Annotated in this window: 14 protein-coding genes; 8 read left to right on the forward strand and 6 right to left on the reverse strand. The window is 63.5% G+C overall.

Translation table 11 applies throughout. From position 1 onward, the window contains the following. Positions 1–50 precede the first annotated feature (50 nt). From flgH to flgF, 4 genes are read right to left on the reverse strand one after another with little or no spacing between them, the layout of a single operon-like run. Positions 51–791, reverse strand: coding sequence for a flagellar basal body L-ring protein FlgH (gene flgH / locus AAC023_RS02430; RefSeq protein WP_339737752.1), 741 nt, complete (start codon positions 789–791; stop codon positions 51–53). Between the two features lie 15 nt (positions 792–806). Beyond that, positions 807–1,736: a flagellar basal body P-ring formation chaperone FlgA gene (gene flgA, locus AAC023_RS02435; protein WP_339737754.1), complete on the reverse strand. Its 930-nt coding sequence runs from the start codon at positions 1,734–1,736 to the stop codon at positions 807–809. A 12-nt stretch (positions 1,737–1,748) separates the two neighbouring features. Further along, positions 1,749–2,522, reverse strand: a complete 774-nt coding sequence (gene flgG, locus AAC023_RS02440) for a flagellar basal-body rod protein FlgG (protein WP_339737756.1) — start codon at positions 2,520–2,522, stop codon at positions 1,749–1,751. Positions 2,523–2,551: 29 nt separating this feature from the next. Next, entirely contained in the window at positions 2,552–3,301 is a 750-nt protein-coding gene (gene flgF, locus AAC023_RS02445) for a flagellar basal-body rod protein FlgF (protein WP_339737758.1), read from the reverse strand. Positions 3,302–3,556: 255 nt separating this feature from the next. On the opposite strand from flgF, the gene AAC023_RS02450 reads away from it, so the two are divergent. The 5 genes from AAC023_RS02450 to AAC023_RS02470 are packed head-to-tail and all read left to right on the forward strand — an operon-like array spanning position 3,557 to position 9,852. Continuing rightward, positions 3,557–4,165, forward strand: a complete 609-nt coding sequence (locus AAC023_RS02450; RefSeq protein ID WP_339737760.1) for a flagellar basal body-associated FliL family protein — start codon at positions 3,557–3,559, stop codon at positions 4,163–4,165. 11 nt (positions 4,166–4,176) lie between these two features. After that, on the forward strand, positions 4,177–5,307 hold the full coding sequence (fliM, locus tag AAC023_RS02455; RefSeq protein WP_339737762.1) for a flagellar motor switch protein FliM: 1,131 nt from the start codon (positions 4,177–4,179) through the stop codon (positions 5,305–5,307). Beyond that, entirely contained in the window at positions 5,304–5,693 is a 390-nt protein-coding gene (locus AAC023_RS02460; protein WP_339737764.1) for a DUF6468 domain-containing protein, read from the forward strand. Before fliM ends, AAC023_RS02460 begins: the two co-directional genes overlap by 4 nt. 6 nt (positions 5,694–5,699) lie before the next feature. Beyond that, positions 5,700–6,425 carry a hypothetical protein gene (locus AAC023_RS02465; RefSeq protein WP_339737766.1) on the forward strand — a complete coding sequence of 242 codons (726 nt, stop codon included), beginning with the start codon at positions 5,700–5,702 and terminating at the stop codon, positions 6,423–6,425. Next, positions 6,409–9,852, forward strand: a complete 3,444-nt coding sequence (locus AAC023_RS02470; protein WP_339737768.1) for a hypothetical protein — start codon at positions 6,409–6,411, stop codon at positions 9,850–9,852. The genes AAC023_RS02465 and AAC023_RS02470 overlap by 17 nt, the downstream gene beginning before the upstream one ends. An 84-nt stretch (positions 9,853–9,936) precedes the next feature. Here the strand turns inward: AAC023_RS02470 and fliP are convergent, their stop codons facing one another. Together fliP and AAC023_RS02480 are read right to left on the reverse strand one after the other, a co-directional pair. Continuing rightward, positions 9,937–10,686, reverse strand: coding sequence for a flagellar type III secretion system pore protein FliP (gene fliP / locus AAC023_RS02475; RefSeq protein WP_339737770.1), 750 nt, complete (start codon positions 10,684–10,686; stop codon positions 9,937–9,939). After that, positions 10,683–11,006 (reverse strand): flagellar biosynthetic protein FliO, encoded by a 324-nt coding sequence (locus tag AAC023_RS02480; RefSeq protein ID WP_339737772.1) that lies wholly within the window; start codon positions 11,004–11,006, stop codon positions 10,683–10,685. Before AAC023_RS02480 ends, fliP begins: the two co-directional genes overlap by 4 nt. Positions 11,007–11,110: 104 nt before the next feature. On the opposite strand from AAC023_RS02480, the gene flgB reads away from it, so the two are divergent. From flgB to fliE, 3 genes are read left to right on the forward strand one after another with little or no spacing between them, the layout of a single operon-like run. Beyond that, complete coding sequence (gene flgB, locus AAC023_RS02485; protein ID WP_339737774.1) at positions 11,111–11,524, forward strand: flagellar basal body rod protein FlgB; 414 nt, start codon at positions 11,111–11,113, stop codon at positions 11,522–11,524. Positions 11,525–11,539: 15 nt separating this feature from the next. Next, the gene (gene flgC / locus AAC023_RS02490; RefSeq protein WP_339737776.1) at positions 11,540–11,953 is read left to right on the forward strand and encodes a flagellar basal body rod protein FlgC; all 414 of its coding nucleotides are present in this window, start codon (positions 11,540–11,542) and stop codon (positions 11,951–11,953) included. Positions 11,954–11,997: 44 nt separating this feature from the next. After that, positions 11,998–12,312, forward strand: a complete 315-nt coding sequence (gene fliE, locus AAC023_RS02495) for a flagellar hook-basal body complex protein FliE (RefSeq protein WP_339737778.1) — start codon at positions 11,998–12,000, stop codon at positions 12,310–12,312. Positions 12,313–12,341: the final 29 nt, after the last annotated feature.

The raw sequence follows: 12,341 nt of genomic DNA on the forward strand, positions 1-12,341 counted from the left end.
CGACATGATTTCGCGCAAGGCCGGCCGGCTGTTCGTGTCGCTGATGCCGCCTAGAAGGGCATCAGGATATTGTAGAGTTCCTGGCCATAGCTGGGGCGCTGGACTTCGGAGATATGCCCGCGTCCACCGTATGAGATTCTGGCTTCGGCAATCTGGGTGTGGCTGATCGTATTGTCGGAGCCGATGTCCTGGGGCCGGGCGATGCCGCTGATCAGGAGTTCGCGCACTTCGTTATTGACCCGCACTTCCTGACGGCCCGCGAGCACCAGATTGCCGTTCGGCAGCACCTGGGTGACGATGGCGGCGACTGTCAGCGAAATCGATTCACCGCGATTGACCGTACCGGTGCCGGAGGTTGACGAGGCCGAGCCGAGGCTGGTCAGGGCGCTTGGGTCGATATTGTCATTGAAGAACTGGGTCAGATCGAGCCCGAAAAATTGCGTCAGGTCGGAATCTTCAGCCGCCGTGCGGGAACGGCTGGTCGTATTATTGATCTGGGCGCTGTCGGAAATATCGATATTGACTGTCAGGATATCGCCGATGCGTGCCGCGCGCGGATCGCCGAAGAAGGTTGGCGAATTGGCGTTCCAGAGTGAATTGGTCTGGGTGGCCGGGAGCCGCCCGGGCATGATGGGCATCGGTATTTGCGAGGGGCCGGTGCCGGCCAGAACGGCCGGGTTCTCGATCGGCCGCATCGGCGGGGTCTGGCCGACTTGCGACAGGCGCGTTGTGGCACCGCAGGCCTGGAGGGCGAGCGCGGCGATGATGATGACGGCTATCTTGCGGATCATGATGTTCTCCAGGGCCTAGAAGCTGGCGGCAGGGCTGGCGAAGACGCGGGCGCGGCCGGGGCCGTCCACCATGGCTTCAACAGTGCGGTTGGATTGCAGGTTGACGAAGCGGATCAGCTCGCCGTCGGCGGCGTTTTCGAGGGCGCGGGCCCTGACGCTGAGCTGGATGCCGCGGGCTTCGAACATCAGGGTGACCAGATCGCCACGATTGACGAGGATGGCCTGTTGCAGGTCATAGCCGCGCAGAGGTTCGCTGGCACGCAGCGCCCGGCGGGCCTGGTGGCCGATGATGGCTACCGGATCGAGCACGGAATCCGGCCGGACGCGATCGCTGCGCAGCGAGACCCAGCGGATATCATCATCGCCGATGATCTCGCCGGCCGCGACAGGATGGGCGAGGACCGGAATGTCGATCGTCTGATAGGCCCGGCCGGTAACCCGCACCGGTGCAGCGCCGTCGAAGGGCGCGACCTCGGCGCTGAGCATGCCGGTGCGTGGGTCATAATTGAGGGCACTGATCTGCGGCCCGCCAATTGTATCGACCGGCGCGTGCAGGGCGAGATTGGTATTGGCGAGCTGGACTTCATGCTGGCCGCCTTCGCGGGCAAATAATTCACCCTCGATCATGCCGGTCAGTTCACGCGCATCGACGACACGGCTGGCGCGGGTGATGGTCAGACGCAGCAGGCCGGACGCATTGGCCCAGTCAAGCTCGTGATCGGCCGCGATCTGGCGCACATAATTGACGTCGAGCGCGGCGCGGGCACCGGGAGCTGGCGCCCGGGCCAGGACGGTGTCGGCTTCTGGCCCACCGAGTTCGAACAGGTCGCCGAGGGTGATTTGCGGCCCCTCGACAACCAGCGTTTCGCGCAGGAAGACGGGCTCTGATGCGAGGGCCGGTGCCGTGATGAGGCAGGCGAGGGCAATGAGGCTTGCGCGGATCATCTATCGGTCCTCCTAGCGAAGGTTCGAGGTGGCGGACATCATTTCGTCGGAGGCGGTAATGACGCGGGCATTCATTTCATAGGCGCGCTGGGCCTGGATCAGTGAGGTGATTTCGGTCACCGCATTGACGTTCGAGGCCTCGACAAAACCCTGCATCACATAGCCATAGCCCGGTGAGCTCGGCGTGCCGGTTGCGGCCGCGCCGGAGGCGGCGGATTCGAGGAAGAGATTATTCCCGATCGCTTCCAGGCCGGCATCATTATTGAAGGTCGACAGTTCGAGCTGGCCGACCGTTTGCGGGTCGGTCTGGCCGTCGAGCAGGGCCTGGACCTGGCCTTGCTCATTGATCGCGACGCTGCGAGCGCCTTCGGGAATGACAATGCCGGGCGCGACAGTATAGCCGTCGGCCGTGACGATTTCGCCTTCCGGGCTGACGGCAAAACTGCCGGCGCGGGTATAGGCATCATTGCCATTGGGCATGGCGATGCGGAAATAGCCATCGCCATTGATCGCCAGGTCGAACGGGTTGCCGGTATTGGCGAGCGAGCCCTGTTCGGTGATGCGGTAAATCGAGGCGGTCTGGACGCCGAGGCCGATCTGGATACCGGTGGGCACGATGGTGCCGGCATCCGAGGAGCTGACGCCCATCTGCTGGACATTCTGGTAAAGCAGATCCTGGAACTCGGCGCGCTGCCGCTTGAACCCGGTTGTGTTCATATTGGCCAGGTTGTTCGAGATGACCTCGACATTGAGCTGTTGGGCTTGCATGCCCGTGGCGGCAGTCATGAGAGAGCGCATATCGGTCCCCTTTTCCTTTAAACCTTGCCGAGGCGCTCAATGGCGCGACGGTTGATGTCTTCGGCTTGTTCGACAAATTTCGACACAGACTGATAGCTGCGCATGATGGTCATCATGTCGGTCATCTCGACCACAGGCTGGACGTTGGACGCCTCGACAAAGCCCTGGCGCATGACCGGTGACAGCATGGCTTGCGGGTCATTGCGGCCGTCGGGATTGTCGGTCTGGACGTAGCGGCCATTGCCCTGCTTGGAGAGCGAAGACAGATTGGGTATCTCGAACACGCCGACTATTCCGGCCGGGACACCGTCCTGGGTAATGGTGCCGTCCTGGGCGATGCTGGTCGATTGCGCCGACGGATTGAGCATGATCGGGCTGCGGGTGGCGGCGTCGAGCACCGGCGCACCGTCATGAGCGGTGAGCTGGCCGGCATTGTCGAGATGGAAGCGGCCATCGCGCGTGAATTGCTCGGCACCGTTGGCGCTGACGGCGAAGAAGCCTTCACCCTCGATCGCCACATCGAGATTGCGGCCGGTCATTTCCAGCGCGCCCTGGCGGAAATCGCGGCCCATGCCCCAGACATCAACGAATTGAAGGTCTGTGGGGCCGTCGGCCTGCGACGCTGTCGAGGTGGCATTGTTTTCGATCAGGAGTGATTCGACTTTGAAGCCCGCCGTATTGGCGTTGGCGATGTTGTTCGCCACCACATCCATCGCCTGGCGCAGGGCCATTTGGCGCGACAGGCCGATCATCAGGGTATTATCCATGGGCATATTCCATTCTGGATGCCGGTGTTCGCCACGGTCTGCGGCGTCACCACAAACCATTGCATCCAGCGTGCCAAGGTTAATATCGCTCAAAATCAATGGGTTGATGCAGGGTCTGGCCTGCGGGGCCGCTGACACAGGGGCAATCCTGTCCGGGCAACTGGGCAGGAATTGCCGGTTCCGTCGCAAAGGCTACGGAGTGTTAACCGCGCTGGCCGTTAATCATGCAAAGCGATTCCCTTGCAGGAGACCGGCATGGCTGACGATCCGGAAGAAAATGAAGAAGAAGACGGCGGCGAGGCCAAGGCCAAGCCGAAAATGGGCATGCTCAAGCTCGGTCTGTTTATCGGCCTGCCGGCGATCATTCTGTTGCTGGCCGGCGTGGCCGGCTTCATGATGTTTGCCGGTGGCGGTGATGAGCCCGTGATGGAAGCCCTGCTCGATGAGCATGGTGCTCCGGTGCTCGATGATCATGGACAGCCGGTGATGGCCGCAGCCGGGGCGCATGCCGAGGCGGAAGAGGCGCATGAGGCGCAAGCCTATTACTTCCCGCTGCGCGACGCGGATGGCGCCGAGGATCCGATCATCACCAATATCCGTTCGGTCGATGGCCGTCCGGTCACCGTGATGCTGAAAATCACGCTGGAATCATCCAATCCGGATTTCGGACAGGTCGTCGATGCGCACATCGATCCGATCATGGACCAGTTTATCATGTTCCTGCGCGAGCTGCGTGAGGATGATCTCTACGGTTCGGCCGGAATGAACCGTGTGCGTCTGGAATTATTGCGGCGGGTGAATCTGGCTATTGAACCGGAATATGCCGACGCCGTGCTGATTCAAGAATTCATGATTGTCGATTAGGACCCAACTGCATGTCTGACGATATGGACCAAGATGCGCTCGCTGCCGAATGGGAAGCGATGGCCGAGGATGGCGATGATCTCGATCTCGCCTCCGAATGGGAGGCCATGGTCGGCGGTGACGATGATTCGTCCGAGATGGCCCAGTCCGGCGGTGCGCAGGAACGTATCCTCAATCAGGACGAGATCGACAGCCTGCTCGGTTTCTCGCTCTCCGACGACGATGCGGCCGACAAGTCGGGCATTCGCGCCATCATCAATTCGGCACTCGTCTCCTATGAGCGTCTGCCGATGCTGGAGATCGTGTTCGACCGGCTCGTCCGGCTGATGACGACGAGCCTGCGCAATTTCACCTCGGACAATGTCGAGGTCAGCCTCGACAATATCTCCTCGATCCGCTTTGGCGATTATCTCAACTCGATCCCGCTGCCGGCCATTCTGGCGGTGTTCCGTGCCAAGCAGCTCGATAATTACGGTCTGCTGACGGTTGATTCCAATCTGATCTACTCGATCGTTGACGTGTTGCTCGGCGGGCGCCGCGGCACCTCGGCCATGCGCATTGAGGGGCGGCCCTATACCACGATCGAGCGCATGCTGGTCCAGCGCATGATCGAGGTCGTACTCGGCGATGCCAAACAGGCCTTCCAGCCGCTGACCGAAGTCGATTTCGATCTCGAGCGCGTCGAGACCAATCCGCGCTTTGCCGCGATCGCCCGGCCGGCCAATGCCGCGATCCTCGTCAAGCTGCGCATCGATATGGAAGACCGCGGCGGGCGCATCGAGCTGCTGCTTCCCTATGCGACGCTCGAGCCGATCCGGAAAATGCTGCTGCAGCAATTCATGGGTGAGAAATTCGGTCGCGATAATATCTGGGAAGGCCATCTGGCCACCGAGCTGTGGTCGACCAAGATGGAAGTCCACGCCGTGCTCGACGAGCAGCGCGTGACGCTGGGCCGGGTGATGGATCTCAAGGTGGGCGACACGCTCTTCCTTGATGCCTCGCCGACCAGCGAAGTCGAATTGCGTTGTGGCAATGTGCCATTGACGCGCGGCCGCATGGGCCGACTCGGACACAGTGTCGCCCTGCGCCTGAGCGGTCCGCTATCGCCGGTCGCCAAGAAAGCAATGATGAGGTTCGCATGACACTCGCAGGATTGATTTTCGAGGCGCTGGTCGCCGGTCTGTTATTGGTGGCTGTGGTGATGTGCTGGCGCGTGGATCGCCGCCTGAACGCGCTCAAGCGCGGCCAGGACGGGGTTCGCGGCGCCGTTATCGCGCTGAATGAAGCGACCGATCGGGCCCGCGCCAGCCTGGCCGCGCTCGAACGCGCCACCACGGAATCCGGTGAGGTGCTTGAAGCCCGGGTCCGCGAAGCGCGTGGTCTGGCCGAGGAGTTGCGCCTGATGACCGGCCATGCCGACCGCACCGCCGACACGATTTCGCGCCGCGCACCCCGCCGCCGTGCTTCGGAGATTTTTCCCGAAGGCGCCGGCTCGTCGGTGATCAACGGCCTCAAGGATGTGAGATAGACCGTGATGCGTGAACCGATGCGCCTGCTCGCCGTCCTCGCGATTCTGATGGGGGGGCTGTTTGCTCTCAAATCAATTTCGGTCGCCAATGGCGCTGCCGATTGGTGGCAGGCCTATGCCGCCACGATCGAGCAGCACGGCTCCAGCGAAGAACCGGCCGCAGACGATCATGACGAAGCGGGCCCGGCCGCCGCCGCGCCGATCAGCCTGTCGAATGACGCGCCGGCCGAACCGGCTTCCTCAACGCCGAGTCCCGAATTTGCCAACCGTATTGCCGGCGGTGATCGCACGGCTGAAGAAATGCGTGTGATCTATCGTCTGCGTGAACGCTCGGTTGAACTGGACCGCCGCGAAAGCGAGCTGGAAACGCGCGAGGCGCTGATGCTGGCGATGGAACATCGCGTCGACACCAAGATTGGCGAACTGACGCAATTGCGGACCGAGATCGAAGGCTTGGCCGGCGAGCTGACCGAGCGCGAATCGGAAGACATGGACGTCATCGTGTCCTGGTATGCCGCGATGGATGCCGGTGATGCGGCCACACGGATTTCCAGTCTCGATCTGAACACGCAGTTGCAAATCGCCTCGCGCATGTCGCAGCGGACCTTTGGCGCCATTCTCGCCGAGATGACGCCATTGGCAGCGGCCGGACTGACCGAGCGCATGGCCGCCCGGAGCAATCTTCCCGAGACTGTGGCCGAGCTGGAGGCGCGTATTGCCCAGGGCGGCTAGTCATATCGGCTTTGTGTCTGGTCTGGCGCTCGCCTGCTGCCTGGGTTCGGCGACGCTGGCGCAAAGCCCGGCCGATGTCCGCGTCGAGCGCAATGGCGCAACTGCGCGCATTATTCTCGATTATGATGACAGCGTCGGCGATGCGCGCCCGACCGCAAGCGCGGCTGTGGAATACTCCGTTCTCCTCGTCGATCTGAGCGAGGCGATGGAGGCGGATATTTCCGGCCTCGCTGAGGAGATCGGCGATCTGGCGGCGCGCGCCCGGCTGGATGCGGACGGCGCGACCTTGCGGATCGCCCTGACCGGGCCGGCCGAGGCACGCATTTCCTCCAGTTATGACCTGGTGGCGATTGATATCGCCCCGCCTGGCACGCCGGCCCTGGCTCCCATGATATCGCCGCGCGAGCAGGCCGAGCAGGCAGCTGCCCTGCGTGCCGCCGAACTGGCGGCCAGCACGCCTGCCGGCCCGCCGCCACTCGACCCGGTTCCGGTCGAATACCGGATCGGCCAGACCACGGAATACACAAGGATTGAATTGATCTGGCCGCATGAAGTCCCATTCACGCTGACCCAGACGGGCGACACCGCCGAGCTCCGCTTCAGCGAGCCGGCCGATATTGCGCTCGGGCGGCTGGCCGGTTCGCCGCCGAATTTTGTGCGCTCCGCGACGCAGGAACGCATCGGCAATGACTGGATCCTGCGGCTGGCGCTCGATCCGGGTGTGCAGGCGCGGGCCTGGGCCGATGGCGCGCGGGTCAATATTGATTTGCCCGATCCGGCCGCAGCCGGTGCCGAGGCCCTGCTGGCGCAGATCGCCCGTCTGCGCACCCCCGCTGCGGCAGCCGGGGCAGAACCCGATCCAGCACCGGCCAGCGAAGACTACCAGGACCCGGCCGACGCGCCGATTGCCGAAGCGGTCAGGGCGGCCACCGCGCCGGACGCCGGTGAAACCGCAGCGCCTCCCGCCGGCCCCGTACAGCTGGCTCCGGCGCCGGCGATGACCGAGCTTGAGCCCGGGCTCAATCCCGTCCCTGCGGACGGAATTGTGCCGGTTTCGCTGGCCGTGGTCGATGGCGACTTGCGGGCCGAATTCGCCTGGGCGGCACCGGTCGGCGCAGCGATCTTCCGGCGCGGCGATGCCATCTGGATCGTTTTCGACGCCGCCGCCGCCTTGCAGATTGGTGAATTTCCCCAGGGGCCCCACCGCCATATTCGTGATTACGAGGTCTTGCAGGGGCCCGACTACACGGCCGTCCGGCTGGTGGCCTCCGGTGTGACGCAGGCAGAGGCCCGGATTGATGATGGCCGCTGGATCATTGTCTTCAGCGACCGTATCGAGGCACCGCCGCGCCCGATCCAGATCCGCCGCGATGCCCGTCTCGGGCGGCCCGGCCGCATCCTGATCGGCCTGGATGGCGCCCATGCCATCCGCTGGGTGCCCGATCCAGTGGTGGGCGACCAGATTGCCGTGGTCACAGCCACCAGCCCGGTCCAGGGGTTGATTACACGCCGCGATTTCGTTGGCGGAGCATTGCTGCCGTCTGCCCATGGCGGTGCCGTTGAGGCCGTGGCCGAGGATCTTGAACTGGCCCTGATCGGTTCCGGCGCGGCAATTGGCCGTCCTGGCGGGCTCGATCTGACCCCGGCCGGCGCCCTGACTGGCGGGGGCAATGCCAACGCGGTGGCGCTGGCGTCGCCGGCAATGATGAATTTTGCCGCCTGGCGCGGCGAGGGGCCTTTCACCCCGGCCTGGCATGCCCGTCTGCGCCAATCAGCGCTTGAGGACAGTTCCGAGAGCCGCATCGGCCTGGCGCGCTTCCTGCTCGCCCGAGAAATGTCGCTTGAAGCGCTGGGCATGCTCGATTTTGCGATTGATCGCGAACCCCAGCTCGCGACCGATTCCCATGTCCGGGCCCTGCAGGCCGTCGCCGCCTATCGCGTGCATCGCTTCAATGATGCCAGCCGCTACCTGGCCGATCCGTCCCTGCTGGTCGACCCAGCCGCTGATCTCTGGCGCGGCATGATTGCGGTCGGGCTGGAACGCTGGCCGGAAGGCCGCCGCCGCCTGCTCGCCGGTCAGGCTGTCGCGGGTTCCTATTCGCCGGAATGGCAGGCGCGCTTTGCGGTCGCTCAGGCGCGCGCGGCGCTTGAGCTCGGCGATCTCGCTGCGGCGCAGGATTTTCTCTATCGCGTCGATGAGGGGGATCCCGATGACCGGACCCGGCTGGACGCTGCCTATATTGCGGCCCGGATCGAGGCGGAATCCGACAATCTTGACGAGGCGCTCCGCCGGTTTGAAAGCCTGGCAGAATCCGGGGTGCCGCCCGTGGAGGCGCACGCCCTGTACGAGCTCTACCGGTTGCAGGTCGCCGAGGGACGCATCACACGGGAAGAGGCGATAGACGGGCTGGAGAACCTGCGCTTCCGCTGGCGCGGCGATACGATTGAACTCGACACCGTACGGCTGCTGGGCGAGCTCTATGTCCAGTCCGGCAGTTTTGCACGCGGTCTCCAGACCATGAGCACGGCACAGTCCCGCTTTCCCGAGACCGAGGCCGGCCGTCGCATGGGCGAAGACATGGGGGCGATCTTCCGCCGGCTCTTCCTCGAGGGAGAGGCCGACCGGATGGATCCTATCGAAGCCGTTGCGATCTTCTATCAATACCAGCATTTGGCCCCGATCGGTTCCGATGGCGATCGGATGATCCGGCGTCTGGCCGACCGCCTGATCGCGTTCGACCTGCTCGGCCCGGCGTCTGAACTGCTGCAGCATCAGGTTGGGTGTCACCGGATCAGCGAAGGGGCTGATTGCACCTATCGCCTGCGCGAACCGACCGCGCGCGCCCGGGTCGCCACGGATCTGGCGGTCGTCTATCTGATGGACCATCGCTATGAAGACGCGCTCAACACGATCCGTGGGTCGCGCGTCGCAGGCTTGCCCGAAAGCCTGGTCGATGAACGCTACCTGCTGGAAGCACGGGCCCTGTCCGAGCTGGGCCGTCACGAGCAGGCGCTGGAGTTGATCCAGGGCGACCAGTCACCAGCCGCCGCTCGCCTGCGCGCTGACGTCACCTGGGCCCAGCGCGACTGGCCCAATACCGGCCGCCGGCTGGAAGCCCTGCTGGGCAATCGTTATCTCGATGCCGCACCATTGACGCCGTCGGAGCAATCCGACCTGGTGCGGGCGGCGATCGCCTATTCCCTGTCAGGTGACCGGACAGCGGCCGGCCGGCTTGGGCGCCGCTATGGCGAGGCGATGGCCATCACCGAGGGGGGAGCCGCGTTCGAGGTTCTTACCGATGACGACACGCCTCAGGGCAATGTCCGTTTCTCGGATCTGGCAGCGCGGATCGCGCGTATCGACACGCTCGACGCCTTCATGGAACCCTTCCGGGCGCGCTTCAGCAATGGCGGTGGTCCGGCCTGATCCTGGCAGGACGCAGCGGCCGCGAGCGCTGGCCGGCTCAGGCATGATCCGGATATCTGGGAATCTGCGTCGACCGGATGCCCGTCAGCCTATCGTGCCGAAACTCTGTACCAGCGCGCCGGTGACCAGGCGCCAGCCATCGACCAGAACGAAGAAGATCAGCTTGAACGGGAGCGAGATCACCACTGGTGGCAGCATCATCATGCCCATCGACATCAGGATGGAGGCGACGACCAGGTCGATCACCAGGAAGGGAATGAAGAGCAGGAAGCCAATCTCGAACGCGCGGCGCAATTCGGAGATCATGAAGGCCGGCGCGACGACGAAGAAGGAGGCATCGGCGGGCGTTTCCGGCACTTCGCCCTGGGACATGCCGATGAAGAGGCCGAGATCATCCTCGCGGGTATGCATCAGCATGAAGGCCTTGAGCGGGTCGGTGCTGAGGTCAAACGCCTCGGTCAGCTCGATCTCATTGTTCAGCAGGGGCTCGATGCCCTCATTATAGGACTGGGTGAAGACCGGGGCCATGATGAAGGCGGTCAGGAACATGGCGAGGCTGACCAGCACCGCATTGGGCGGGCTTTGCTGCAGGCCAAGCCCGGTGCGCAGGAGAGACAGCACGACAGTGATGCGCACGAAACTCGTGGTCATCACGACGATGGACGGCGCCAGCGACAACACCGTCATCAGGGCGATCAGCTGCAGCACGCGTTCGGTCAGACCGCCTTCCGTGCCGGTATCGATCGTGATGGACTGGGCCTGGGCGCCGCCGCCCATCAGCAGGACCGCGCCGAGTGCAAAAAGGCCGAGATAGAGCCAGAACCCCTTTTTCATGTTCCGGTTTCCCTGTTCGCTAACGGGCTTGCGGCCGGCACATCATGGCTGGCCAGAATGGTTTCGCGCTCGGCACCGAGCAGAAGCACATGTTCGCGATTATCGCAGCGCACGATGACGATGCGCCGGCGCGGATCGACGCTCATGGTTTCGCTGATCGACAGGCGGCGCGTCGTTGCGGTGAAAGCCCGCAGACCGGTGACGCCTTGCAGGATCCAGCCGCGCTGCACCGCATAGGCAAAAAAGCCCATCGCGCCGAGCAGGCCGAGCAGGACCATCAGGGCGAGCAGGTAATGGCTCCAATTGACGAGGTCATTCATGGCAGGGCCGCATTTTGCTTCATCTCGCCTTGTGGGCCGATGCGGTTAAGCCAGCGTTAACCGTGCGGGCGCAGCCTGAACCCCAATCAGAAGGCGATTCGCTCATGCGACCCGAAGACGTGCCCGTGCTGGGCCTCTTGACCCAATCGATGAATTTCCACAATCAGCGTCAGCGCGTGATTGCGGAGAATGTCGCCAATGCCAACACGCCCGGCTATGTCGCCCAGGATCTCGATGAGAGTGAATTCCAGCGCAATCTGCGTGACCAGATGCAGGCGCGTTCCGCGGCGCGTTCGACGCGCGGTGGTCCGGCTGTCGCTGCGCTGACATCGCCGATCCAGCAATGGCAGACCAAGGATGCGCCGGACTCCGAGACCACGGTCAACGGCAACACGGTCGTGCTCGAGGAACAGATGATCCGGGCCAATGAAAATCGCATGGAATACGAGAGCGCTTTGAGCCTCTACCAGAAAAGCCTCGGCATGATCCGTACCGCGATCCGCCAGGCTGGCCGCTAGCCGGGAGAATAAGTCATGGGAAATGCTTCAGACGCGATGCAGGTCTCGGCCTCCGGAATGCGGGCCCAGGCGGCCCGGATGCGGATTATCTCCGAGAATATCGCCAATGCCGACTCGACGGCACGCGAAGCCGGCGGCGATCCGTATCAGCGCCAGATCCCGGTCTTCGACACCGAGCTTGACCGGGCGTCCGGCATTAATCGCGTCCGCATGACCGATGTCGCCCAGGACCAGTCCGACTTTACGCTGGAATATGATCCCGGCCATCCGGCAGCCGATGAGAGTGGATATATCCGGACCTCCAACGTCAATATGCTGGTGGAAATGATGGATATGCGCGAAGCCTTGCGCACCTATGAAGCCAATCTCAACATGATTGAAAACAGCCGCCGCATGCAGGAGCGTGCGCTTGATCTCCTGCGCCGCTAACCGGGCGCATTACTGACTCAGAACGAGTTTGAAGGATAATTTCCATGGCAGGTGATCTCACCGGGGTACAGGCCTACCAGGCCGCGATTCGTTCCGCCCAGGCCGCTGCCGGGACCGGTAGCGAGAAGGTCGAGGCCGGCGGCGCCGGTTTCGGCGATCTGCTCGCCGAGGCGATCAGCCAGACCTCCAACTCGCTCGGGCATGCCGAACAGATGACGGCGGCCTCAGCGACCGGCGATGCTGAATTGATCGATGTGGCGACAGCGGTTTCCGCCGCCGAAATCACGCTGGAAACCATGGTCGCGGTTCGCGATGAGGTGGTCCGCGCCTATCAGGAAATCCTGCGCATGCCGATCTAGCGCGTCCGAAACGCACGGATACAAAAGGA

This window comes from uncultured Maricaulis sp. (genome assembly GCF_963976135.1).
Classification (GTDB): domain Bacteria; phylum Pseudomonadota; class Alphaproteobacteria; order Caulobacterales; family Maricaulaceae; genus Maricaulis.